Source organism: Staphylococcus sp. GDY8P120P, assembly GCF_017892065.1.
In the GTDB taxonomy this organism is placed as follows: domain Bacteria; phylum Bacillota; class Bacilli; order Staphylococcales; family Staphylococcaceae; genus Staphylococcus; species Staphylococcus nepalensis.
Genome location: NZ_JAESKI010000007.1, coordinates 34,144 through 60,612 on the forward strand (window position 1 = coordinate 34,144; position 26,469 = coordinate 60,612).

24 protein-coding genes are annotated in these 26,469 nt (G+C 33.0%); 7 read left to right on the forward strand and 17 right to left on the reverse strand.

Going from position 1 to position 26,469, the window contains the following annotated elements:
- Nucleotides 1–7: 7 nt before the first annotated feature.
- The 3 genes from KA900_RS04760 to KA900_RS04770 form a co-directional block, all read right to left on the reverse strand.
- Nucleotides 8–913: a VOC family protein gene (locus KA900_RS04760; protein WP_107643915.1), complete on the reverse strand. Its 906-nt coding sequence runs from the start codon at nucleotides 911–913 to the stop codon at nucleotides 8–10.
- Between the two features lie 44 nt (nucleotides 914–957).
- Entirely contained in the window at nucleotides 958–1,920 is a 963-nt protein-coding gene (gene mhqE / locus KA900_RS04765) for a ring-cleaving dioxygenase MhqE (RefSeq protein WP_103373189.1), read from the reverse strand.
- Between the two features lie 70 nt (nucleotides 1,921–1,990).
- A complete protein-coding gene (locus tag KA900_RS04770; protein WP_096808427.1) occupies nucleotides 1,991–2,422 on the reverse strand; it encodes a MarR family winged helix-turn-helix transcriptional regulator in 432 nt (143 codons plus the stop codon).
- Nucleotides 2,423–2,610: 188 nt separating this feature from the next.
- Between KA900_RS04770 and aldA the strand changes: the two genes are divergently transcribed.
- Nucleotides 2,611–4,038, forward strand: a complete 1,428-nt coding sequence (gene aldA / locus KA900_RS04775; RefSeq protein WP_182478027.1) for an aldehyde dehydrogenase — start codon at nucleotides 2,611–2,613, stop codon at nucleotides 4,036–4,038.
- A gap of 89 nt (nucleotides 4,039–4,127) precedes the next feature.
- On the opposite strand, the gene KA900_RS04780 is transcribed toward aldA, so the two are convergent.
- Nucleotides 4,128–5,126, reverse strand: coding sequence for a metal ABC transporter solute-binding protein, Zn/Mn family (locus tag KA900_RS04780; protein ID WP_115341938.1), 999 nt, complete (start codon nucleotides 5,124–5,126; stop codon nucleotides 4,128–4,130).
- 198 nt (nucleotides 5,127–5,324) lie between these two features.
- Between KA900_RS04780 and KA900_RS04785 the strand changes: the two genes are divergently transcribed.
- Entirely contained in the window at nucleotides 5,325–5,603 is a 279-nt protein-coding gene (locus tag KA900_RS04785) for a GNAT family N-acetyltransferase (RefSeq protein ID WP_096808424.1), read from the forward strand.
- Between the two features lie 68 nt (nucleotides 5,604–5,671).
- Here KA900_RS04785 and KA900_RS04790 read toward each other — a convergent pair whose 3' ends face one another.
- Together KA900_RS04790 and KA900_RS04795 are read right to left on the reverse strand one after the other, a co-directional pair.
- On the reverse strand, nucleotides 5,672–7,435 hold the full coding sequence (locus tag KA900_RS04790; RefSeq protein WP_210139339.1) for an ABC transporter ATP-binding protein: 1,764 nt from the start codon (nucleotides 7,433–7,435) through the stop codon (nucleotides 5,672–5,674).
- Nucleotides 7,428–9,209 carry an ABC transporter ATP-binding protein gene (locus tag KA900_RS04795; protein ID WP_115341937.1) on the reverse strand — a complete coding sequence of 594 codons (1,782 nt, stop codon included), beginning with the start codon at nucleotides 9,207–9,209 and terminating at the stop codon, nucleotides 7,428–7,430. The genes KA900_RS04790 and KA900_RS04795 overlap by 8 nt, the downstream gene beginning before the upstream one ends.
- A 189-nt stretch (nucleotides 9,210–9,398) precedes the next feature.
- On the opposite strand from KA900_RS04795, the gene KA900_RS04800 reads away from it, so the two are divergent.
- Nucleotides 9,399–10,208, forward strand: coding sequence for a VOC family protein (locus KA900_RS04800; protein WP_096808421.1), 810 nt, complete (start codon nucleotides 9,399–9,401; stop codon nucleotides 10,206–10,208).
- A 49-nt stretch (nucleotides 10,209–10,257) separates the two neighbouring features.
- Here the strand turns inward: KA900_RS04800 and KA900_RS04805 are convergent, their stop codons facing one another.
- The 4 genes from KA900_RS04805 to KA900_RS04820 form a co-directional block, all read right to left on the reverse strand.
- Nucleotides 10,258–10,917: an NAD(P)H-dependent oxidoreductase gene (locus KA900_RS04805; protein ID WP_096808420.1), complete on the reverse strand. Its 660-nt coding sequence runs from the start codon at nucleotides 10,915–10,917 to the stop codon at nucleotides 10,258–10,260.
- A gap of 111 nt (nucleotides 10,918–11,028) precedes the next feature.
- Nucleotides 11,029–11,835 carry a Cof-type HAD-IIB family hydrolase gene (locus KA900_RS04810; protein ID WP_107643910.1) on the reverse strand — a complete coding sequence of 269 codons (807 nt, stop codon included), beginning with the start codon at nucleotides 11,833–11,835 and terminating at the stop codon, nucleotides 11,029–11,031.
- A 379-nt stretch (nucleotides 11,836–12,214) separates the two neighbouring features.
- Nucleotides 12,215–13,759 carry a sodium:solute symporter family protein gene (locus tag KA900_RS04815; protein ID WP_207572774.1) on the reverse strand — a complete coding sequence of 515 codons (1,545 nt, stop codon included), beginning with the start codon at nucleotides 13,757–13,759 and terminating at the stop codon, nucleotides 12,215–12,217.
- Between the two features lie 25 nt (nucleotides 13,760–13,784).
- On the reverse strand, nucleotides 13,785–14,666 hold the full coding sequence (locus KA900_RS04820) for an N-acetylneuraminate lyase (protein ID WP_103373042.1): 882 nt from the start codon (nucleotides 14,664–14,666) through the stop codon (nucleotides 13,785–13,787).
- 227 nt (nucleotides 14,667–14,893) lie between these two features.
- Here KA900_RS04820 and KA900_RS04825 point away from each other — a divergent pair, with 227 nt between their 5' ends.
- Entirely contained in the window at nucleotides 14,894–15,766 is an 873-nt protein-coding gene (locus KA900_RS04825) for an ROK family protein (protein ID WP_096808416.1), read from the forward strand.
- Nucleotides 15,767–15,864: 98 nt separating this feature from the next.
- Here the strand turns inward: KA900_RS04825 and KA900_RS04830 are convergent, their stop codons facing one another.
- Nucleotides 15,865–16,662 (reverse strand): MurR/RpiR family transcriptional regulator, encoded by a 798-nt coding sequence (locus KA900_RS04830; RefSeq protein ID WP_096808415.1) that lies wholly within the window; start codon nucleotides 16,660–16,662, stop codon nucleotides 15,865–15,867.
- 166 nt (nucleotides 16,663–16,828) lie between these two features.
- Here KA900_RS04830 and KA900_RS04835 point away from each other — a divergent pair, with 166 nt between their 5' ends.
- Nucleotides 16,829–17,497 (forward strand): N-acetylmannosamine-6-phosphate 2-epimerase, encoded by a 669-nt coding sequence (locus KA900_RS04835; protein ID WP_096808414.1) that lies wholly within the window; start codon nucleotides 16,829–16,831, stop codon nucleotides 17,495–17,497.
- 77 nt (nucleotides 17,498–17,574) lie between these two features.
- Here the strand turns inward: KA900_RS04835 and srtA are convergent, their stop codons facing one another.
- A complete protein-coding gene (gene srtA / locus KA900_RS04840; protein ID WP_096808413.1) occupies nucleotides 17,575–18,174 on the reverse strand; it encodes a class A sortase SrtA in 600 nt (199 codons plus the stop codon).
- A 159-nt stretch (nucleotides 18,175–18,333) separates the two neighbouring features.
- Here srtA and KA900_RS04845 point away from each other — a divergent pair, with 159 nt between their 5' ends.
- Nucleotides 18,334–19,503 (forward strand): ArgE/DapE family deacylase, encoded by a 1,170-nt coding sequence (locus KA900_RS04845; protein WP_103373044.1) that lies wholly within the window; start codon nucleotides 18,334–18,336, stop codon nucleotides 19,501–19,503.
- A gap of 192 nt (nucleotides 19,504–19,695) precedes the next feature.
- Here KA900_RS04845 and KA900_RS04850 read toward each other — a convergent pair whose 3' ends face one another.
- On the reverse strand, nucleotides 19,696–20,367 hold the full coding sequence (locus KA900_RS04850; RefSeq protein ID WP_096808411.1) for a haloacid dehalogenase type II: 672 nt from the start codon (nucleotides 20,365–20,367) through the stop codon (nucleotides 19,696–19,698).
- Between the two features lie 211 nt (nucleotides 20,368–20,578).
- On the opposite strand from KA900_RS04850, the gene KA900_RS04855 reads away from it, so the two are divergent.
- Nucleotides 20,579–20,842 carry a hypothetical protein gene (locus KA900_RS04855; RefSeq protein WP_096808410.1) on the forward strand — a complete coding sequence of 88 codons (264 nt, stop codon included), beginning with the start codon at nucleotides 20,579–20,581 and terminating at the stop codon, nucleotides 20,840–20,842.
- 323 nt (nucleotides 20,843–21,165) lie between these two features.
- Here KA900_RS04855 and KA900_RS04860 read toward each other — a convergent pair whose 3' ends face one another.
- The 4 genes from KA900_RS04860 to KA900_RS04875 form a co-directional block, all read right to left on the reverse strand.
- Nucleotides 21,166–22,239, reverse strand: a complete 1,074-nt coding sequence (locus KA900_RS04860; RefSeq protein WP_115341934.1) for an NAD(P)-dependent alcohol dehydrogenase — start codon at nucleotides 22,237–22,239, stop codon at nucleotides 21,166–21,168.
- 18 nt (nucleotides 22,240–22,257) lie between these two features.
- Nucleotides 22,258–23,742 (reverse strand): xylulokinase, encoded by a 1,485-nt coding sequence (gene xylB, locus KA900_RS04865; RefSeq protein ID WP_103373047.1) that lies wholly within the window; start codon nucleotides 23,740–23,742, stop codon nucleotides 22,258–22,260.
- A 15-nt stretch (nucleotides 23,743–23,757) separates the two neighbouring features.
- Nucleotides 23,758–25,053 (reverse strand): MFS transporter, encoded by a 1,296-nt coding sequence (locus KA900_RS04870; protein WP_229718971.1) that lies wholly within the window; start codon nucleotides 25,051–25,053, stop codon nucleotides 23,758–23,760.
- Nucleotides 25,054–25,263: 210 nt separating this feature from the next.
- Nucleotides 25,264–26,289 carry a LacI family DNA-binding transcriptional regulator gene (locus tag KA900_RS04875; RefSeq protein WP_096808407.1) on the reverse strand — a complete coding sequence of 342 codons (1,026 nt, stop codon included), beginning with the start codon at nucleotides 26,287–26,289 and terminating at the stop codon, nucleotides 25,264–25,266.
- Between the last annotated feature and the right edge of the window lie 180 nt (nucleotides 26,290–26,469).

Genomic DNA, 26,469 nt, shown 5'->3' on the forward strand with positions numbered 1-26,469 from the left:
TTTTTAATTATATACGTATCGGTGGTAATAAACGTAATAGTTCATCTTCTCTTTCTTCGTATTGAGGGGGCATTATCAAGCGTGTACCTAAATCTTCGAAACGTTCATCGATTGTAAAGCCTGGCCCTTCAGTGGCAAATTCAAAAATAATGTCACCACGTTCTTTCATGTAGACTGCATTAAAATAATGACGATCTTTGACTTCAGTTACATGGTAACCTCTATCTAACATTTTCGTTTGCCATGCTTTATGAACATGGTTATTTGGCACTGACCATGCGATATGATGGACCACACCTACGCCCCAACGAACATGTTCATTTGGTACATCTTTTTTTACCATAACGTGATGTTGCCAATCGCCTACTGTTTTCAAATGGATATACATATCATTTTCATTTACACATGCTAAGCCCATTTCTTCAGTTAACGTTTGAACTGTTTGATATGGATTATTAGACAACATAGTAACACCATAAAAACCAACAATATCTATGCTATGCTTATCTAAAGCTTCCTTGTCATCTTCAACAAGCGCCAAAGGCAACTCATGTGCATCTACAAATTCAAGCGTATCTTTTCCAAATAATTGTGTTCTTACTGTCTCAATTTCGTGTACCTTTAGATGTGTTTCCCATTGCTTTAATGAACCCCGGGGCACCCTAAATGCAATATGTTGCACTTGTCCCGCGCCAGTACGGCCTTTATAATGATTGGGCCAGTTAAAAAATGTCAATATCGTGCCATTGTCAACGCCACCATTTGAAAAGTATAAATGGTATGTTGATGGGTCATCAAAATTCACTGTTTTCTTTATTAATTTTAAATTGAGAATATCTCGATAAAATTGAATATTTTCTTCTGGATTACCTACAATTGCTGAAATATGATGAATGTGATGAATAGGATCCATCTCCACCCCTCCTAGTTTATTATTAAAAAAACAATCCAAAAAATTTAGTGTGATCGTTTCGTATCAAAAGGACGTACTTCCGATTCTATATAATCACGTTTTTTCTCTAAAAATGGTGGCAATGCAAGACTCTCACCTAATGTTTCATAGGGTTCATCTCCCATAAACCCTGGTCCATCTGTAGATACTTCAACTAATATATGACCAATACGGGCATACAATGCTTCAAAATAAAATCTATCTACTAAACCTGAATTTCCGATGCCATATTGTTCATATTTTTCTAACCATTTTGAAATAGCTTCATGGTCTTCTAATCTGAATGAAACATGATGCACTTCGCCGTAACCTTGTCTAGCTTCAGGGGCTGTCGTGTCTTTTCTTAAAAATACTTGACCGCCATTGCCACCTTCACCAACTTCTAATACTGCAACATCTTCCTCTTCAATAATTGTTCTCATACCAAATATTTCTTCCAAGATTTTTTTGAAATCTTCAAAGTAGCTTACAGTGATTTCAATAGGTCCCAAACCATAAATTGCTTTATCAGTAGGTACTGGCCCTTTTTTCCATGGTTGTCCTGGTGCTACGCCTTTATTATTTTCATCAGAAATTAATTGATAACTTTGTCCATCAGGCTCTTCAAATGGCAACACTTTTTTACCAAATAGCGCTTGTATGCCTTCATGTTTAACCCCATACTCATTAAATCGTGCTTCATAATACGCTAACGCTGCATCATCAGGTACGCGGAAGGAAGGACGCGTAATTGAATTTGTTCCAGAATGACCTTTAGGAACGTGAGGGAAATCAAAAAATGTCATATCTGTACCAGGTGAGCCGACATCATCTGCAAAAAATGTATGATAGGTATAAATGTCATCTTGATTTACTGTTTTTTTCACAAGTCTCATACCTAATACTTCAGTAAAAAATTTATAATTTCGTTCAGCATCATCTGTCATTGCTGTTACGTGGTGTATACCTAATAATTGATTATTTGTCATAATAAAACTCCTCTTTTTATATTTATCTCGATTTCGAAGTAATTTTAAATAAAATTTTTAAGTGCTAAGCCTAAATCATAGGTTGTGCACTTAATTTTTTCAAAACGTGCTGTAATGTTGTTAATTCTTCATCTGACAAAATTGAAAAAGTTGATTCTAATGTTGCAGCATGCTTAGGAAATATCTCATTCATCAATGTACAACCTGCTTCAGTGAGCGAAGCATTAGTCACTCGTTTGTCTTGTACATTTCGTATTCTTATTACATACCCTTTTGTCTCTAATTTATCTACAACATATGTGATACTACTACTCGCAATTAATACTCTATCACCAATACGTTGTATCGGTTGATCGCCTTTATTGTACAGTAACTCTAATACCGCGAACTCTGTCACATTTAGTCCATAACGTTGAATGTCATTCCTAACTATTTGTTCCAAATGATCGATAGTTCGGTTCAAACCAACAAATGTATTTAACGACGCTTTAGTTCGATTCATCACATCACCAACTTTCAATTTATTTCGATTTCGAGATAAATTATAATACTGTTTTTTAAACAAGTCAACACATTGAGTATAAAAATTATACTGTCATTTAAAAGTTATACAAAAATAAACTTACATTTGCTTATTTATTCAGTTTCTACCATTCAAATTAGTGGTATATATCATAATGTGGAGGTGTCATAATGAATCAATTATTTATAAACAATGAATTTGTAGAAAGCAAATCTACTGACACAATGGACGTCATTAACCCTGCAACTGAAGAAAAGATAGACACAATTACTTTCGCAACAGAATCTGAAGTTAACTCAGCTGTAGAAAAGTCAAAACATGCACAATTAGAGTGGGAAAAAGTGCCTCAACCAACACGAGCAGACCATGTAAAAATGTTAATCCCTTTATTAGAAGAACATAAAGATGAAATTGCAAAATTGTATGTTCAAGAACAAGGAAAAACACTTGCTTCGGCAAAAGGTGAAATAGATAAATCTATACATTTTATAGATTATATGACAAGCCAAAGTATGAATAATAAAGGCGAAGTCTTGCAAAACAGCCGTGAAAACGAAACGATTTTGTTAACTAAAAAACCAATTGGTGTAACAGCAGGTATTGTGCCTTGGAATGCGCCCATAATGGTGTTAATGAGAAAAGTGATCCCTGCTATTGTAACTGGTTGTTCTGTAGTTATTAAACCTAGTGAAGAAACCTCACTTGTCACGCTAAAAATTGCTGAACTATTTCGTCAATCTACTATACCTGCAGGACTTATTCAAATCCTTCCAGGTAAAGGAGAAGCGCTAGGTACGCAATTAGCTGAACACCCAGATATACAACTCATTTCAATCACGGGTAGCATGCGCGCAGGTAAATCAGTTTTTGCTAAGAGTGCAAATACAGTTAAAAAGGTAAATCTTGAACTTGGAGGTAATGCACCTGTATTAGTCACCTCAAATGCGAATTTAGATAAAGCAGTTGATTATATCGTTACAGCAAGAATTAATAATGCCGGACAGGTATGCACTTGTCCTGAACGCATTTTTGTACACAAAGCTATTCATTCAACATTTATCAATAAGTTAAAAGAAAAAATGCAGAGTTTAACTGTAGGAGATCCATTTGATAATAAAACAGACTATGGTGCGCTTATTAATCAAAAACAATTAAATAATGTGGATGAAAAAGTTCAAAATGCAGTTAACAATGGGGCTCAATTAATTACAGGTGGCCACATCATCGATCGTCCTGGCTATTTTTATGAACCTACCATTTTAGATCAAGTAGATCCAGAAGATAGCGCGTTTAAAGAAGAAATTTTCGGACCTGTGTTGCCAATTGTGCAATATAACAACTTTGACGAAGCCATCGAACAAGCAAACAACACAAATGCTGGTTTATCATCTTATATCTTTTCAGAAGATTTAAAAGAAATTATGACAGCAACCGAATCGCTTAAATTTGGTGAAGTTTATGCCAATTGCGAAGCAGAAGAAGTTGTAAACGGATATCACGCTGGTTGGAGAGAATCAGGTTTAGGTGGCGCTGACGGTGTACGCGGGCTAGAAGAATATTATAACACTACTGTTTCATATATTAGATATGATTAAGATAATTAGATATTAAGAAATGCCTCAACATTATGATTTAAAGTATCAAACTAATGTTGAGGCATTATTATTATATAACTAAATCTGTACTACTCGTTAAGTGCTTTATCTAAAGATTTCATATTTTCTTTCATCAATGATTGATAAGTGATTTCGTCATCACTTACTTCTTCTTTTGATAAAGTAGCCATATTGTGAAATTTTAGCGGTGTAGTATTGGACTCTTTTTGAATCACATCTGTTACTTTGGATGTGATATTTTGTTCATATAATACATAAGGTTGTTTTGTTTTATTCATATTTCGAACAATATTCATTAACTCCCGTTGGCTAGGTTCTTCATTATTCATGCCACTGACACCCTGCTGTTTAAAATGATAGCGATTAGCTAAATAACCTATAGAATCATGAGATATAATAACTGTGTCACGTTTAGGATGCTGTGTTATCTTTTTCATCTTATTATCAATTTGATTGATATCTTTTATCAATCGTTTATAATTCTGCATATAATAAGATTGATGTTTAGGATCTTTCTCTACCAAGTCATCTTTAATTGCTTTAACAAACTTTTTATTTAATACAGGGTCAAGCCATACGTGTGGATCTTGTCCTTCATGATTGTGACCTTCATGGCTATCATGGCCATCATGTTCTGTATGCGTTTCGTGCTCATGCTCGTGGTCGTGCTCATGTCCGTGTTCGTGACTAGCAATTAAATCACCATGATTAAGATCTTGCGCAACTGGTAACTTCAAACGATCATTATTAATTGAAGTTGCAACTTTTTTAGCAACTGGGTCCATTTCTTCATTTGAATAGATAAATAAATCACTTTTAGCAATATTAATCATTTCTTTTTGCGTAGGTTCAAAAGAATGCATGTCTGCTCCAGGTGGATAAATTGAATTGACATCTACGTATTTACCACCTATTTGCTCAGTAAAACTTTGAAATGCAAATGCCGTTGTATATATTTTAAGTTTATTGTTAGAACTGACGTCTTTTTTCTCAGTATTTATATTTCCGCAAGCACTCAACAATACGATAAATATACAAGTCAGTATAAATAATACTCTTTTTTTCAAAAAACGCCCCTCCAAATCGAAATTATTCCGTTAAAACTATAAACTTATTTTCTTAATTTTTCAATGGTTTTTACTTATTCTATAATAATTCTTAGCTAATTTTTCCCATAAATATAGATTAATTCCTATTATGAGTTTAACTTTAGCTTAAATGTGATATTAAATAAGTATGAAGTTAATCTACAAGGAGTGATTTAAATGGCGGAAATTAAACAAGGTACAAATAAATTTTATGTAGGCGATAATGAAAATAACCCTCAAGCTGAAATTACTTTTCAAAAACAAGGTGATAACCAAATCAATATTGATCATACAGGCGTACCAGACGAACTTGGCGGCCAAGGTTTAGGTTCACAACTTGTAAAATCCGTAGTTGATTACGCTCGCGATAATAATTTAAAAGTTACTGCAACATGCCCTTTTGCTAAATCTGTGATTGAGAAAAATGCAGAATATCAAGATGTGTACTCAGGTTAGTTTTTTACAAACTAAATTCAAATATAAGAAACGGGACAGAAATAAAATTTTAATTTCTGTCCCGTTTTTTAACCATTTTGCAATAAATACATATTACGATAAATACCATTTTGCTGAATTAATGTTTCATGTGTACCTTGTTCTACAATCCTACCATGATTCAACACCAATATCTTATCTGCATCTTGAATCGTAGAAAGTCTATGTGCGATGGCTAAAGTGGTTCTTCCTTGTCTCATCGTGTCTAGAGACTGTTGAATTTGTTCTTCCGTTTCGGAATCAATATTAGCTGTTGCTTCATCTAATATTAATATTCGAGGATTTGTAGCAATCGTTCTCGCAAATGCTAATAATTGGCGTTCACCACTTGAAAAAGCACTCCCTTTTTCAATCACTTTATGTTGATACTGACCTGGCAGTTTTTCAATAAAATGATTAGCGTGCACAAATTCTGCAGCAGCTTTGACTTGTTCAAATGTCATCGTCGGGTGGTACAGTTTAATATTTGATTCCACAGTACCATAAAATACAAAAGCATCTTGCAACACTAATCCTATTTTCTGCTTTAATTCTTCTTTTGGTATTATTTTAATTGAGTAGCCATCTATTTCGATAGCGCCACGGTTAAATTCATAAAAACGCATAAACAAATTGATGATTGAACTCTTTCCAGATCCTGTGTGACCAACAAGTGCAACCATTTCACCAGGGTTAACAGTAAAATTGATATTTTTTAATACATCTGTCTCACCGTCATAACTGAAACTAACATTTTTAAACTCAATCTTCCCTTCTTGGATGCCATGGTTTAATATTGGATGCTGTTTAGGTTCATAAGTACGGTCGTCAATCAATGTAAATACTCTACTCGCTGACACCAATGCCTGTTGTAAAATATTTAAATTCTGACTTACTTGATTAATCGGTTCAAAAAAACGTTCCATATATTGTACAAAGGCAAACACGACGCCTGCAGTAATTCCTGTGGTAAAGCTAATTATTCCAAAATACCCCAAAATCATAACTGTCGCAAATACAGAAATCGCGCTAATTGCTGGTCTCAATAATAGGCTATCGAGTTTTACTGTTTTCAACATATATTGGTAATGTCCATCATTAATATCATTAAACTCTTTATTTAATCGTTTTTCTTGATTAAATGCTTGGATTATCTTCATACCTTCTATAGATTCTGCTAATTTTGTATTTAAATCTGACAATCTTTGTCTTGATTTTGCAAATAAAACAGCTGAATATTTACGATAAATTGCTAGCATTATAATGATAATGGGCAGAAAAACCAAAGCGATTAAAGCCAATTTCACATCCAAAATAAACATCATAATATAGCTTGATATCATCATAAAAAATGCTATTACAAATGTTGAAAACACGCCTACAATCATATCTACAATGGTCTCTGTATCATTAGTCAATCTAGAAACAATACTACCTCCAGGCACTTTATCAAAATAGCTCATTCCTAATTTCCCTAATTTATTAAAGGCGTCGATTCTTAACTGTTGAATGACTTTAAAGGCAAGATATTGAAAAAGATATTGACTTAAATACATTGTTAAAGCACCAATAACCTGAATACTAATAAAAATAACGACAAGCCAAATCATCGATTGTTGAGGAAAATGGCGCGGCGTAAGATAATCATCAATAAATATTTTTACCATATAAGGTGTTAGCATACTTGCAATTGTTGATAAAGTTAATGTAAAGAATGCTAAAGCAATAATGCCTTTATAAGGGACTGTATATTTGAATAATCTAACTAAAACTTGAGCTTGATCTTTTGCAGTTAAGTTAACATTTTCAGTCATTTGCATCGTCCCCTTTCGCAAGGTCATCTAAATTACGAGTGAGTTGTTGTTGTAATGCTTGAGCTCGATACGTTTCATAATACCAACCTTTTTGATTCATTAATGCTGTATGTGTCCCACTTTCAACAACCGTGCCACCTTCCATTACAATAATTTCATCAGCGTGTTTCACCGCACTCATACGATGAGCCGTTATGATATTGGTTTTACCTTTCCTCAATTTTTCTAAGTTACCCAATATCACTTCTTCAGTTTGCGCATCTACCGCGGAAAGAGAGTCATCTAAAATTAACACCTCTGGGCCAATTAATAACGCTCTAGCAATCGAAATACGCTGTTTTTGACCTCCTGATAAGGAAACACCACGCTCACCTACTACCGTTTGGTATTGGTTCGGAAAAGATAGAATATCATCATGGATATGACTGGCTCTACTAGCTTCAAAAATACTATTATCATCGATTTCCTCATTACTAAAAGCAATATTGTTTCGAATCGTAGTTGAAAATAAAAAGTGTTCCTGTGGCACATAGCCGAACTGTGCGCGTAAATTTTTCACATTATAATCTCGTATTGGATAACCGCCATACTTAATTTCATTAGCTTCTGCTGTATCAAATTCTCTAAGTAGCAATCGGATTAATGTACTTTTTCCTGAACCAGTACGACCTACAATACCTACAGTTGAACCTTGTTTAACTTCAAAATGAACATCATGAATGCCATCTTCTTTATTACCCGGGAAATGGAATTTTTTGATATGAAATTCAATATTTCCTACAGGGCTTGCATCTATTTTAAAATGTGTATCTATACCATTTGGCGTATTACCTATTTCTTCGATCCGTTCATAAGATGCTTTAGCTCTTTGGACAATATTAAAAAACAAACCTAAAGCTAATAAAGGCCAAACCAACATACCTAAATATGTTGTAAAAGTAATGAGTTGACCTAACGTGATATCATGATTAAATACTAATTTCGCTCCAAAGACGATGGATAAAAAGTAACTAATTCCTATTACCAATGTAATTGTGGGGTCAAATAATGCATCAATTTTTGAAACTTTTAAATTTTTTACTACAACATCATCGCTTAAATTTTTAAAGTCCTTTTGATCACTTGTTTCGTAACCAAACGTTTTAGTTACTTTGATACCTGCAACACTTTCTTGTGTCTTATCATTTAATCTACTAAACGCCGCTTGTGCTTTTTTAAAGCCTTTGCTTAGTAGTGAACCATAATAACTTGTTAACAAAACCATAAAAGGCAATGGTATCATTGCAATCAATGTCAATTGCCAACTCACTGTCGCAGCCATTGTAATCACAACTGTTCCACCAGTTATTAAAGCATCTGCGATCATTAAAATACCTGCCCCTGCAGCATTTTGAACTGCCCTTATGTCATTCGTTGCATGTGCCATTAAATCGCCAGTCCTTCTATTTTGAAAAAAAATAGCACTCATATTTGTATATTTCTTATATAAAGAAGTTCTTAATATCTGCCCCAATTTTTGACTTGTGCCAAAAATTGATAATCTCCATACATACCTTAAAATATAAGTGAAAATAGCAACAAATACTAAAATGACAAGGTAAACAGCTAATACTTTAGGCGTTAATTTGTTCGTTGTCATCTGATCAATGGTTTTACCAATAATTTGAGGTGGTACAATTTCAATTAAAGCAATTAATAACAAAGTGATAAGTCCTAAAATGTATTTATTCTTATGTTGTTTAAAAAACCATCCCAACTTCCAAAACACCTGCATGCGCTCACCCCCAAAATTAATCCAATTGCTTATGCACACATCTTACCACAAGTTATTAAATGTAAATATACAAGTGTTTTTGCCCTTTTATAAAATTTAATCTTCCTCTGAGACAGACAAATTGACTCGGTATAATTTTTATATTAACTTATATTTATAAAGCATAAGTTAATATAAAGGAGCAAGATGATGACTTTTCACGATAAATCTGCAATACAAGTAACGAACGTTACACTAAATGTTAAAAATTTAACAGATATGGTTGATTTTTATACACATATTCTAGGCTTAACAGTTATGTCCAAAAATGAAAATACTGCGACTTTACAAGTTGGACTGAACGGTCATACAATGACATTATTCGAGATTCAAGACGGACGTCAGCCTTCTATCAGAGAAGCAGGACTGTTTCATATTGCATTACTATTACCTGAAAGAAAAGATTTAGCAGACTTTCTTTTTCACGTTTCTCAATTAAACATTCCAGTAGGTGGCGGAGATCACCTTGTAAGTGAAGCTTTATACCTTAATGATCCTGAAGGAAATGGTATCGAAGTTTATTACGATAGATCTGAAAATGAGTGGTTATGGAAAGACAATAAAGTAAAAATGGATACACTACAAGTAGACATTAATAATTTGCTTAAACAAAGAACAGAAATAGGTTGGAAAAAAATGCCATCTAACGCTAAAATTGGACATTTACATTTAAAAACTTCTGATTTAGAAATAGCTCAACGTTTTTATATTAACCAATTAGAACTCACACATATTTCCAATTTTCCCCAAGCTCTGTTTATGTCTACCAAAAATTACCATCACCACATTGCAGTAAATACTTGGCAAGCTAATATGCCTCGAGTTAAAAACGGTAAAAGTTATGGGCTGGCTCATATTGATATTTATAAACCTCATATCAACACTGTACGTATGTTTACAATTGATGGATTAGCTATTACAGTGCACAATCATACAGAATTAGTAGCTGATAAGACATAAGTAAAAAGCTTGGAACAATGAAAAACAATTCATTGTTCCAAGCTTTATATTATTCAACCCATTCTACTACGTGAGATTGAGGTTGACGCACTTTTTCTTTTGAATCACTTTCTCTATAACCAAATGCAACCATAACAGATGGTGCAAAATGCGCTGCATCCATAATATTTTCCTCGATTAAGAATTGTGTAACTGCATCTAAATCAAAACCTTCTATAGGGCAAGAATCAATATTCAATAATGCGGCACTTGTCATCATGTTTCCTAACGCAATATAAGTTTGCTTTTTCGCCCATTCTAATAATGTATACTCACTATCATTTATATGAAAATTTGTTTGGAAATTATCAAATTTCACTTCTGTTGCAGGTATGCTTTCTTCACTATATTGTTTGATTTCACGGATCATATGTTGTACGAATGGCGATTTAGAAGTTACATTTTTACGAGCCAATATAATTACAAAATAACTTGCAGTATCTAATTGCCCTTGTGCCCCCCAACTAATTTCTTTTAATTTATTTCTAATTTCGCGATTTTGTATTACCACAAATTTCCACGGTTCTAAACCTAACGAACTTGGAGACAATCTGCCCGCTTCCAGTATAGTATTAAAATCACTTTCACTCACTTTTTTATTTGAATCAAAGCGCTTCGTTGCATGTCTAAAATTAAACGCGTTGATGATTGTTTGTTGCATATCATTCATTTCTTGTTTGCCATCCTTTCGAATTATATATTATACCTTTTAGTATAGGATAATTTATAATCCTGATTAAAATAATATGTTTATAGTCTATACTAAATGTGAGCGAAAAACTTAATTATTAATTTTAAGTACTTCATCTTCAATAACAGATAAAACGCCTTGTTTATTATTTGAAGGCGCTACATAATTTGCGGCTTCGAATAATGAGGCATCCTCACAGTTTTCCATCACATAACTATAATGTGCTAATTGCAACATATCTAAATCATTATTTGCATCTCCAAATGCCATTAATTCATTTTTAGTTAAATCCCATTTATTTAATAATCTTTCTAATGCACTTCCTTTAGTCATACCAGGTATAATAAGATCGATACTATCACGACCACTGGACACTAATGCTAAATCTTTTGAAAAGTAATTTTTTAAATCTTCATCGAGTGTAGGGTGTGTACCTCTATTAATATTTAAAGCAATTTTTACATATTCATCTTTAGGTAAATTTTGAAATGACTCAATTTCTTTCAATTGGCGATAATAAAAATGCGCCTCTTTTTTAAATGATTCTCGGTTGTCTTTTAATATGTAAGCACTATCCAAACCACACACAATGATCTCTTTAATACCACGATCTATATTTAAATAGTTAACGACACTTTGGTAAAAATCTCTTTCAAAAGCTTGATAATCATATAACGTATTTCCTTCATAAATAACAGCTCCATTTTCAGCAACAAAAAACATGTTTCTATCACCAAAAATAGATTTCAATTTAGCATATTGATTACCACTGGCTGCTATAAATTTAATATGCTCGTTTTCTAATTGTTGAAAAATACGATTAAACCTTTGTTCATCGTATTGTTTGCTTGAATCTAAAAAAGTGCCGTCCATATCTACTGCAATTGCTTTTATCATATGCTTATTCCCCTCGAATCTTATGTTATATTTGTAACCTATTATATCTACAATAATCGCTGAATCAAAGTAAATAAATCGCCCATATACATTGATTTGTACTTCATTTATATCAAAAACTGAATAAAAAACAGAGCAGGATAGAAAACTTTTCTTACAAGATTTCGTAGCCCTGCTCTGTCAAGTATGACAACAAGTCACATTATCGCAATTTTTCAATCATTCATCACTAACATGCTAAACCTAACTAAACTATCGATGTATATTTCCTATTACTGAATCAATCCTTTAAAATATATGCAGAAATGATAGCTTGATTTAATTTAAATGTCTACAATTCATATAAAACTATAATATATAATTGAAAACTGTTTTTAACTTAATTTTCCTTACTGTCTTCTTTAAAGTGTACGATAGAAATATAATTTGTTTCTTCTTTGATATCATAAATAGTTAAACCTGTAATGTCTTTTTTCTTTCCTGGTACGACAATACTTATAATATAAGCGAAAATAAATGCTACTAAAAATGAAATGATAGACACGTAGAATGGCGAATTGCCACCACCCATACCATTAAAGATATAGGCAAATATGATTCCAAATATTAATCCCATCAAAACACCAAACGTATTTGTACGACGTGTAAATATGCCTACTGCAAACACGCCTGCCAATGGTACACCTACTAATCCAGTAATAAGTAAGAATAAGTCCCAAAGATCATTAGAATCAGATGCAATTAAATAAATCGACATACCAAATCCAAACAGTCCTGCAAGTATAATTATCCATCTAGCAAACCCTACTTCACTTTTCTCATTTCCTTTTCCAAAAAATCTATGCTTAATATCGACAGAAATACAAGCTGAAATTGAATTTAAACTTGAAGAAATCGTTGACTGAGCAGCTGCAAAAATCGCCGCAATTAACAAACCTGCAACAAATGGTGGCATTTCAGTCAAAATAAAATATGGTACGACAGAAGATGTATTAAATCCTGTAGGCAAAGCAGTATTATGACTATAGAATGAATAAAGCATTGTTCCCATTCCATAGAATAATGGCGCTGATACTAAAGCTAAGACGCCATTTGTCCATAATGATTTTTTAGTCTCTGACATAGATTCAGATGCTTGATAACGTTGAACTACGTCTTGGCTTGCTGTATATTGGTGCAGGTTATTAAAAATATTCCCTAGAAAGATAATTGGGATTGCTGCTGCTGCAGTATTAAATTTCCAGTTATCCGTGCTAATAATCTTTTTATGCTCAAGCGCATCGCTCATAACAGTACCCATGCCGCCTTGAATGTTTATAACACCTAATATAATAATTGCTGCTGCGCCACCTAAAAGAATCACACCTTGAATAAAATCACTCCATACCACCCCTTCAAATCCACCAAGAAATGTGTACAATATACACAAAATGCCAACAAGACTCGCGACTACATATGGATTCATATCAGATACTGATGTAATAGCTAACGTAGGTAAATAGATGACAATTGCTACCCTACCGATATGAAATAAGACAAATAATAGCGAACCAATAACGCGAATACTAGGGCCAAAGCGAGCCTCTAAATATTCGTAAGCAGAAGTTACCTTCAATTTTTTGAAAAATGGTACATAAAAATAAATAAGTAATGGAATTATTGCTACAATCGCAATATTCCCCGCGATATACGACCAATCTGTTAAAAATGCCTTTTCAGGCGTCGACATAAATGTAATCGCGCTTAATGTTGTAGCGTAAATAGAGAAACCAACTGCCCAGGAAGGTAAACGGCCGCTAGCAGTAAAGAAACTATCTGTACTTTGACTTGCCCTTTTGGTAAAATATGCGCCTACTAACAGCATCACAACTAAATAACTAACAACTGCAACCCAGTTCCATATACCAAAACCAACTTGTTCCATTCATTTCAACCCCTTATACGGTAACCTATAAATTATACGTATTAATTAATGCTCCCAATTTTTCTCTATTATCTTCATCGAATGGTTTAAATGGTCGTTTTGGTACACCACCATCAATACCACGTGTAGCTAATATTTCTTTAAGTGTGGAATAAATGCCCATAGACAACACATTCTCGATAATGTCATTTGTATCATGTTGAATTTGATACGCTTCTTCAATCTCTCCATTTTTAGCTTTTTCAAAAATTTGTCTTGCACGTCTACCATTGACGTTATAAGTAGAACCAATTGCACCATCTACTCCAGAAATAGCTGCTTGTACTAGCATTTCATCAAATCCAGAAAGTATGAGCTTGTCTGGATAAGCTTTACGAATACGCTCTAGCAAAAAGAAGTTAGGTGCTGTGTATTTCACACCTACCACTTTTTCATGATTAAACAGCTCACCAAATTGGTCGATTGAAATGTTAACTCCAGTTAAATCTGGTATAGCATAAATAATTAAATTGTTTTGCGTGGCCTCAATTAATTCGAAATAATAGTCTTTAATTTCTTCAAATGAAAAAGGATAATAGAACGGTGTAACTGCTGAAATAGCGTCATATCCTAATTCAGTTGCATATTTACCAAGTTCTATCGCTTCATTTAAATCTAAAGAACCTACCTGTGCAATCATTTTCACATCATCGTTAACAGCTTCTTTAGCTACTTTAAAAACTTGTTTTTTTTGTTCTTTATTTAACAAGAAATTTTCGCCAGAGCTACCATTAACATAAAGCCCATCTAAGCCTTCAGTTTCAATCGCATTTTGCACAATTTGCACTAATCCCTTTTCTTTCACTTGTCCTTTTTCATCAAACGGTACTAATAACGCCGCATATAATCCTTTTAAATTCTCTTCCATTGATAACCCCTCCATCTATGTATTTAAGTTATTATTCCTAGACATTTATATAACTATATAATGCAATAAAAAACATCTTTTATTTTTCTATTTACAGTTCAAATTGTAAACGCTATCATAAAATGTGACAATAGCTTTTTGAAAAAATACATCATTTATCAATAATATTTATGAAAATAATTTTCAAAATAATTCAGTATATTTGATAATCTGAGGAGGTTTCATAAATGAATCTATATAATATCGCTATTGATATTGGTGGTACAGAAATTAAGGCAGCTGTTTTCAATCAACAGCTAAAGTTCATAGATTACATAAAAATACAAACACCGAATAATGTCGACACATTTATTAAAGATACAGTTTACGAACTTGTAGCTATGTTTAAAGCAAAATATGGCATTGAACCACTCAATGTAGGTATTTCTAGTGCAGGGGTTGTAGATGAGCATAATGGTTTAGTTGAATATGCTGGGCCAACGATTCCAAACTACACGGGGACGAACTTCAAAACTATACTCAAGCCATTAAATGCTCAAGTACAGGTTTTTAATGATGTAAATGCAGCGTTATTAGGAGAACTTTCATTTCATGATTACGAAGCACAAAACATATTTTGTCTAACGCTTGGAACAGGCATTGGAGGTGCTTTTTATAATCAGTCGTCTCAACTCTATAATGGCGAACGAAATCGAGCCAATGAAATTGGGTATTTGCTTTATGATGCCCAAACAAAAAAGACCTTTGAACAACGCGCTTCAACATCTGCTTTGAAATCACTCATGATAGAAAAATCCTTTGCTTATAAAGATGATGTACCCAAATTATTTGAACTAGCAGATCAGCAAGATGCGCTCGCCTTATCTATACTCAATCAATGGAGTGATTCAATCGCGGAAGGGATTGCCCAAATACAAATCATTTATGATCCTGGATTAATTCTTATCGGAGGTGGCGTCTCTTCACAAGGTCAAAATTTGTTAAAGTATATTATTCCTAAAGTTGCGCTTTACTTACCTGTTCAATATGGTCATGCTTCAATACAAACTACACGAACACAAAACCACGCTTCTCTTTATGGCGCCGTTTCTAAATTTTAAAAAATAAAGCTAAGGCATCAACAGATGCCTTAGCTTTTATTTACGTTATGAATAATAACAGCTGTAAAAAAGTAAAACAGCTAAAATTATTACTATTTTTATTCGTTTAAAATGATTTTTTTAGTATGTTGATATACATGATGCATGTAGTCATCTTCCAATAATAAATAACTCACAATATCGATTAAAAATAATGTTGCAATTTGAGTATTTATAAATTGGGTATCTCGATTTCTCGATTGATCAGTAGTAATTAATACTAAATCTGCACATTCTGTTATTGGACTTCCTTCATAATTAGTGATGACGACAACATAGGCGCCGGCGTCATGTGCGACTTTAGCTGCAGCAATTAATTCGGTTGTTTCACCACTATTTGAAATAGCTACAAATGTATCCGATTGCGTTAAAAGAGAAGCAAATATTTTCATTTGATGTGCGTCGGTAGAAACGTTACCTTTCAACCCCATCCTCATCATGCGATAATAAAACTCTGTAGCTGATAATCCAGAACTACCTAAACCTGCATATATAATTTGCCGGCTTCGAATAATTTGATTAACAAAGCTTTGAATTTTTTCATCAGAAATAAACTCTCCTGTTTGTTGAATAATATTTTGATGATATTTATGAATACGCTGAATTAATGGACTATTTTCAATCACTCTTTCTGACATTTCTTGCTGCAAATTAAACTTCAAATCTTGAAAGTTTTCATAATTTAACTTATTGCTAAATCGCGTAATAGTTGCAGGCGAAGTACCAATCGCGTATGCCAATGAATTAATTGTTGAAAATGTGTCATCAAATTCGCTGTTTTTAATATATTCTACAATGTATTTATCTGTTTTAGTAAACAAATGATGATAACGCTGAACGCGATTCTCAAATTTCATCATATACACCCTTTCCATCCCCATATTAGCTATATTATAAATGAAAATGTTTTTCAGAACAATGAAATATATTGATTATTATTTTCTCAATGTTATATTAAAACTATAAATCAATTAACAAATTAAGCATTTTATAAAATCTACTAAAGTTACGGAGTGTATAATTATGTTACCACAAGGATTGATTGTCTCATGCCAAGCCTTGGAAGATGAACCGTTACATTCGTCTTTCATTATGTCTAAAATGGCTCTAGCTGCTTACGAAGGTGGCGCTGTTGGTATCAGAGCAAACTCTAAAGAAGACATCATCGCAATTAAAAAAGAAGTGAATTTACCTGTCATCGGCATAGTAAAAAGAAATTATGCTCATTCAGACGTTTTTATCACGGCTACTAGCAAAGAAGTTGATGAATTAATAGATAGTAACTGTGAGGTCATTGCTTTGGATGCTACAAAACAAAGACGCCCTCAAGAAACTTTACAAGAACTTGTTTCATATATCCGTCATAATGCGCCAAACGTAGAAATTATGGCGGATGTATCTACGCTTGAAGAAGCACAGTACGCTGATACATTAGGTTTTGATTACATAGGCACAACACTACGTGGCTACACTTCTTATACAAAAGGGCATATTCTATACGAAAACAATTTCCAATTTTTAAAAGACGTACTAACACACGTCAATGCGAAAGTCATTGCTGAAGGAAATGTCGTCACGCCTGAAATGTTTAAGCAAGTTACAAATTTAAATGTTCACTGTACAGTGGTTGGGGGTGCAATCACACGGCCTAAAGAAATTACTAAACGTTTTATTGAAGCAATCGAAAAATAAACATTAAAAGCCTGTATTCAAGCGCACCTAAAGTAGGTTGCTATTGGAACACAGGCTTTATCTTTTTATTATTAAAATTACACCGCTTCAGCAATAAATATCTTTCTATCTTCCCACTCCCCCGTTTGCTCATTATAATTATCGCAAGTAATTAATGTCAGTTGCTTCTTGTCCGTTGGTTGCTCATCCAATATTTCTACCGCATCTGGTTTTACGTCATAGATTTCTGTAATCTTATATTCTCGTTGTGCTTCTCCAACTTTAAAATAAATCTTGCTTCCCTTTTTGGCTTCAGGTAACCTAGAAAATTGGTAATCCGAATGTCCTACCATTGTATGACCAGCAATCGCTATATTTTGATCATCTAATGATTCATTCTCCTCTGCAAAACTCACGCCCCTATCTAATTGTTCGGGCGTGGCTGGTCCAGGATAAACAGGTGTTTTAATATCTGCATCTGGTACTGATAAATAACCTGCCATTTGAGTTTTATCTTTAGGTATTTCTACTTTTTTATTTTTATTTTCTTTAGAATGTTTATCATAATGTTCTATTTTATTTTCATTGTCTTTTTGTGCGAAGTAATCATCTATTTTCGGTTTTGCAAATAAATAAATTGCAAATAAAATGAGTGCCACGCCAACTAATGTGACAAGTTTGCTTACCCATTTATTCATATAAATATGACTCCTTTTTCTTTGTAAACATATTCAATATAAGTATAGCACAACTTTTTAATAAAAAAAGTTACTTTATAACAACTTCCCAAGTTTTGAAATTTCAGTATAGTGGTATGTATGATTATGAATTAATTTATACAAAAAGGAAGTGTTTGTATGTCCGTACTTTCAAGTGACGAACGTGTTAAAATTTTATCTGATATGATTGAAATTCAATCTGTAAATGAAAAAGAACTTGATGTTGCGCATTACTTAGAAAAACTATTTAATAAACACGGTATCCAAACCCAAATTGAACAACTAGAAGGTGAATCTACGCGAGCTAACTTAGTAGCTGAGATAGGTAATGGGAAACCAGTCATCGGCGTTTCAGGACACATGGATGTTGTCACAACAGGCGATGATAGTTTATGGAATTATGATCCGTTTAAACTGACAGAAGATGACCAAGGTAGATTACATGGTCGTGGTTCAGCAGATATGAAATCTGGACTAGCTGCATTAGCAATTAGTTTAATAGAAATTAAAGAAGCTGGTACATTAGAGCAAGGTACAATTCGATTTATGGCAACAGCTGGAGAAGAAATAACAAGTAATGGCGCAGCTTTACTACATAAGAAAGGCTACATGGATGATGTAGAAGCGCTATTAATTGCAGAACCTTCACAAGATGGTATTGTGTATACACATAAAGGGACAATGGATATACAAGTTGTATCCAAGGGTAAATCTTCACATAGCTCAATGCCTGAACTAGGCTATAATGCTATTAATCCTTTAGTAGATTTTATCCATTATTTAAACAATGAATATAGTAAAGTAGATATTAAGAGTGACTTATTAGGCACACCGACCATGAATTCTACAATTATAACTGGCGGAGATCAAGTCAACTCAATACCAGCTTATGCTGAATCATTGTTTAATATGCGTACAATTCCAGACTACGATAACAATAAATTCGAAAATTTATTTAACAGCATCAAAGATCGAGTAGAACAAGAAAGCAATGCTGATATCACTGTTAATCCTTATGTCAATCGTGATCCTGTATACACTAAAGGGGATAATGAATTCTTAAAATTAGCTAAATCTTTAGGCGATGAATACTTTGACCGAGATTTAGAAGTTACATCTTCTACTGCAACTACAGACGCATCATATTTAATGAAAGACAAAGACGACAACTTTTCATTTGTTATGTATGGCCCCGGCGAAACTGGGCAAGCACACCAAGTCGATGAATATGTTTATAAGCATACTTACCTTAAATTTATAGATTTATATAGTCAATTATTACCACAGTATTTAAATAATGCTAATTAATATGAATAGAAGCGTATAGATAATGATATCTTTTCTAACAAGTTTCCTAACCTCGCTTCTTGTAGGAATGGCTATAGGCTATCCTAGGATGAAACATTATTTATGTCCTAGAAAGATTATAAGAGGACGAGACGTTTATTAAATGTCTCGTCCTTTTTTCTATCAATTCGTCATACTATAGCTTAATTTTTTCTATTTTATTTCTAACCAATTAACTATTTCGTTTAAATTATTAACCGTTATTGTAGGTGTCTGTCCATTAAAATCGAAAAGCTCATTATGTCTATTGACCCAAACAGTATCAAAACCAAAATTACTTGCACCTGTAACGTCCCATGAATTAGAAGAAACAAACAAGATATCTTCTCTCTTCAAATGATAATATTTTAATATTAATGCGTAACTCGCTGGACTTGGTTTATATTGTTTAATTTCATTTACACTTATAACCGTGTTAATATAATCACCTAACTCAGAGTTATCAATCAATGGCATTAACATATTGTCATTTCCATTTGATAATATACCGACATCAATCTCTTTACTATTTAATAGTGATACCACTTGGGGAACTTCTTCAAAATATTCTAAATCTAAAAATGAATCAAATAATTGATTAACATCTTCCCTATTATATTGTATTTCATGGCTCTCCATTGTATAACGTAACGCTTCTTTTGTTAATTCATCAAATGGAATATAACGTTGCATAATTTGTTTTAAAAACATGTGATTTAATTGCGTTTTTCTCCATAATTTAGAAATTGATGTTGCTTGCGCATCATCAAACTGAACCATATCTTTCTTTAAAGAGGACATATCAAATAGTGTTCCATAGACATCAAAAATAATTGCTTTATACATAACGAACCTCCCTTTCTATTTACACACTTATATATTCATTAACACGTTTTAGTAAAATAAAACAATTTCTTCTTCAACAATTATTTATTCTAAAAAACTAAAGTTGCTTGATTTAACTATCCTTTATATTAATTTATTGTAAATTTTTCAAATATAGCATTAATACGCCTTAATTCGGTTATAAGAAAAGTAAGAGAGGAGGCAGTTTGTTATGAGAAAAACATTTCTATTTGATTTATTAAGTCTCTTTTTTATCGCAATTGGTTATATGTTAATCATTACGTTAATTCTATTTTCTTTTGACTTTTTAGAAATTCAAACAACTGGTTCAAGCTTTTTAGAAACCCTTAGTACAATAACTATATTTCAGTTTTTCAATCATGATATATTTAATGGGTTATTCACATTATTTTTAATTGTCTCTTTCTTATTGTTCTTGTATAAAACCATTGAACTCTATCAAAAAAATAAGTGAATGACTTCAAAAACTTTAAACCCCAAATTTGTCGCTCTATTTTATTTAAAATGCATCACATTTATTTCATTTTAGGTTTTTATGAATTTTATATTGTAACACTATATTATAAGTTATATAATATTCTAAGAGAATGTATTGTGCTTAAGTTTTGTAGTGCCATCTATCATCATAGTTATATTCCATTCCCATAATTAAACTTTATGCACCCATTTTCACTAATGGTATTGCACTACATTCTCAGCAAATGTGTAAAATTTTACTCATTTGAAAAGAGATCTAAAACCACTTTCAGGCAGTGGTTTTAGATCTTCTTATATGAACTATTTATTTGATTTTCCGTTTGGGTATACCATCACTTTTAATGAGCCACTCTTGTTCGTTCTCGCTCTTTCCATAGCCTCTTGCGCCTCTTCTAAATCGTATGAATCAGTGAACATGGTATTTAAGTCCGCAGTAGTAGATGATAACATTTCAATGCCCATAGGATAAGTATTAGCATATCTAAAAATGCCAACAACATTAATTTCATGATTAGCAATAAACGGTATGTTTAATTCGATATTTTCTTGTTGAGGTAACCCAACAATAGCTAAAGTACCGCCATTATTTAATGCTGCTAATGCGTTTTGTAACGCTGTAGGGTTACCGGCAGTTTCAAAGGCATAATCTACACCTTTGTTATTTGTTATTTCATTGATACGCGTAGCTACGTCCTCTTGTTTAATGTTTATAGCGTGTGTTGCACCAAGTGTTAGTGCTTCTTCTAATCTTATTTGTTCAAGGTCTGACACTATAATTTTTGTAGCACCAAACGCTTTAGCCGCTACAACAGCCATTAAACCTACTGGGCCCATACCCATAATTACTACTGTGGAACCTGGTTGAACATTTGCTCGTTTACATGCTTGAACTCCAACTGAAAATGGTTCATTTAATGTAGCTTCTTCAAAAGATAACTCATCCGGGATATGGAATAAGTAACCTTCGGGATGACTAATATATTGACTAAATGCCCCATCAATCGGTGGTGTAGCTAAAAATTCAACATCAGGGCATAAATTATATTTACCAGATTTGCAATACTCACATTCTCCACATGGTACACCCGGTTCAATAGCCACTCTATCTCCTTGCTTAAAATGTGTAACTTCAGATCCGACATCTGCGACTACACCAGCACATTCATGCCCTAAAATCAAAGGGTTTTCGACTACAAACTCGCCAACTCTACCGTGTTCATAATAGTGAACATCTGACCCACAAACACCTACTGCCATTACTTTCACTAAAACATCCGTTGGACCTATTTTAGGTACTTCAACTTCTTTAAGCTCCATATCAAAAGGTTTATTTAATATTGAAATATTCATCGTTTCTGGAATGTTATTATTCATTTCAAATTCCTCCTAAAGTTAATTAATATTTAATAAGTTTTGTGTTATTTCTTTTGTTTGCTTATATATCTTTCTATAAATTTCAAAATATTGATTATATAATTTATGATTATCTAAATTAGGCTTATAAGACGTTCCTATTTCTATAAATGTGTCAGTACAGTCTTCCATAGATTCAAACCATCCTAAACCGTAAGCCGCTAGCATAGCTGCTCCCATGCTTGGCCCTTCTTCGTATTTTAATGCAGTAACTTTAGCGTTAAAAATGTCAGCTTGCATTTGTAACCAGAAGCTATTCTTTGCGCCTCCACCTATTGAAATAATCTCATCAATCTGTCTACCACGTGCTCTCATATATACTATAGATTCATATAATGAATAAGTAATGCCTTCAATAGTGGCACGCGAAAAATCTTCCTCACTCGTGTTACTATTTATTCCAATAAAACTCCCTCTAATATATGCATCTCCGTGTGGCGTGCGCTCTCCTTGTAAATAGGGTGCAAACAATAAGCCATTTGCTCCAATGGCTGATTTTGTCGCTAAATTCAAAATTTCATCAAAAGACTTTTGCTTAAAAAATGTCTCTTTCAACCAATTCAAACTGTGTCCTGCACTTAAAGTAACGCCCATTGCATAAGACATGTTGGGCATAGCATGTTTAAAGAAATGAATATTATAGCCATAATCATCTTCATTACTCTGAGTACATGATAAAATCACTCCCGAAGTACCAATGCTGCACAACGTTTGCCCCTCATCGATCACGCCTGAGCCCAGTGCACCACACGCATTATCTGCGCCACCAGCAAAAACTGCAATATCTTCTGTTAAATTTAACTCTTTTTTTATATCTTCAGTAATATGTCCGACATAACTATGAGATTGTACAAGCGGTGGGTAAATGTCACCAAGCCCCAACTGATTACCAACTGCTCTATCCCAATCATTTGTATTCGGGTTAAGTAAAAGCGTACCTGCTGCATCACTATATTCCATAGATATATTTCCAGTTAATTTATAACGCACATAATCTTTAGGTAACAGAAATACCTTTAATTGTCGCCAATGCTTTGGTTCATTCTGTTTTAGCCATAAAAGCTTAGGCAACGTAAACCCTTCAAGTATTGGGTTTTTTAATAATGTGTTTCCAAACTTACTTTTTATTTCCTCACACTGTTTAGATGTTCGAGTGTCGTTCCATAAAATTGCATTTCTAATAGGCTGATAAGCATGATCTAAAGGAACTAAACCGTGCATTTGACCAGAAAATGAAAGACCACTAATTTGCTTATCATTCATTGTTTCTCGGTTAATTAAAATTTTAATGCCTTCTTTAACTGCAATCACCCAGTCTTCAGGGTCTTGTTCATTATAACCAGGGTAAGGCTGTATCAACGTTAAAGGAACGCTTGATTGATCAATGATATGCCCTTGCTTATTTGCAGCAATAATTTTTACTGAACTTGTACCTAAATCGATACCAAGCACAACATTTTCCATTTATATCTTACCTTTCTAATAGTTTTGAGTTTGGGTATTTAATGGCGTTATTTTACTATCATCAATGCCCGGTTGATGAACTTTGATATAATAAGTGATACCTGCGCCGACGAAATAACAAATTGCAAAGGCCCAGACTACGCCTACTTCATTGAATATCGGTAAAATAATAGTTGCAATTAAAGGTGCGATAAAATTACTTAATCCTGCAGCAAGATTATGTGAAGAAAGTGTAGCACCGATATGATTAGGTTCTAATGCAGTAAAAATAGCAAAAATTGGTACAAACGCTGACTGAGTAATACCAAATAAAACAGCACATAAAATTGCGATAGCAAATACATCGCCGCTGAGTATTGGTAAATAATAGAATAATAAGGTCGTTATTCCACAACCGATACAACCAAATATCATAACTTGGCGTTTCCATCCAATTTTATCAGCAATAACACCCCAAATGACATCACCTACAATACATGTGACATGCATCGTTCCCCATGTCCATAACCATTGTTGCATTGAAAAGCCTATAGTATCCGTAAATAACACAGGGAATATAATAACTAAACCAAATAAAGATAATTGATTTATAATTCTCACTATAAATACTTTAATAATATCTGGGTTTTTATATACGATACCTATATCTTTTAGAACTTTTGAATATCTTTGTTTTACCGATAACATTATATTTGGTTTCACATCATGTTTACCAACAACTATAAACGCTATTAAACCACCGACAAAAATCCATATTAATGACATCCATAATGTTCCATTAAATCCCATAAAAGGAATTGTAAAGCTAGGTAAGTAGGTACCAATAACACCCATGCCTACTGAAAACATTGCCCAAAACCATCCAATAGCTGTCGCTAATCTAGCTTTATCAGTGATATAAGTTACCCACACTAAAAATCCGTATAAGAATAATGGATAGCCTAATCCCCTAATACCATATAAAACAAGCATCATTGGCAGACTTTCCATTCCTAACCCAAACACTAAAAACAACACATGAAATATTAACCATATTATAGTGCCTAAAGCCATGATTTTTTTCGGTCCATAAACGTCAGATAAAACAGCGGCAAGCCATGATCCAACAACAACCATCACACCATAAACAGTAAATACTAAAGATGCTTGGCCACCTGAAAAACCTATATCAACAATATTCTTTGATAAAAACGCTTGTTCAATACCGTCTCCTGTCATAAAAATAAATATAGCAATAAGTGCTATAAAAATAATTCTTGGAATACCCATCCATGTTTTCATACTATTTTTAGAAATCGTCTCGTTATTCAAACTAATTCCCCCTTTATTTTAATAAGACTTATAAATCAGCTTAAACGTTTAAGTTTTGGCTATGAAACAAACGGGATGGAAAACAAAAACTTGATTTCTTAAGCCCGTATTTATAATAATGCGTGTTATTTCTGAATAACTAAGTAAGTATCACTTATAAGGTTCAGTCGCCAACTACAGGTAATAATATTGCAAGTATCTTCTTTTTAGTCAAAATGATTTATCTGAAACAAAAGAACAAGATTCGCGAATTAATAATTTTGTAGACAGTTCAACTGAAGCAACCGCTTTACCTTGAATAAGATTATGAATCATTTCCCCAGCGACACGCCCTATTTCTTTTGTTGGTTGTGAAATTACAGATAGTTTCGGCGTGTAAATTTCATTCCAATAACTATCATCAAAGCCAACAATGATAATATCTTCGGTTATTTTCTTTCCGCTTTCTTTTATAGCTTGTAAAGCACCCAACAACAATAAATGGTTCGTTGCTACTATAGCTCGAACGCCCTGATAAATCAGCGCTCTTGTTGCGTGGTAACCACTATCAATTTGCGCATCTGTACCTAATTGTTGATTACTATAATAAATAAGTTGTTGATCTATTGTAATGTTATTTTTAGCTAAAGCTAGTTCATACCCTCTTTTTCTTTCTGACGTTGTGCTAATATCGGGATTCGCTAGTAGCAAACCTATATTTTCAGACGTGCTATCAACTATCCTTTGTGTTGCATTAAAAGCTGCTTTTTCATTATCAACACTTATAGATGGTAATGCTTCTCCATATATTTTCCTATCTATAGTCAAGATAGGGGTTTGATGCCACTCTTTTTTTAGATTCAATCGAGATTTCACAGGAACTAAAATAATAGCGCTTACATTTTGACCTATAAAAGTTTCGATTAATGCTTGTTGTTTGAGTTCATTTTCTTCTGATGAAACGACAGCTACATGTAAATGATGTTTTTGACATTCGTTGTTTAATTCTGTCAGGATTTCTGTAAAAAAAGGATTTTGGTCAGGTACAATAAAAACAATCAGGTTAGATTGGCCCGTTTTTAAACTTCTTGCAAAATGGTTGGGTTCATAATTTAACTTTTCAATCGCGTCTAGCACTTTTTGTTTTGTCTTTATACCTAGTTCGGTACTTTTGTTATTTAATACATTTGAAACTGTTGCAATAGATACGTCAGCAACTTTTGCTACATCATGTAGCGTAGGTTTATTGTTTGCCATGACACTCACCTTAAACGTATAAGTAATAATTTGACTTATTTATGTCAACACGATTCATTGTAAATACTTATGTTAATTTTTGCAAGCGTTATCATAAAACTTTTTAATTTCATCTTAATTTTTATTAGTTTGTGACCAATTAACACTATTTTTAATTCATCAGGTCTTTTTATTAATCAA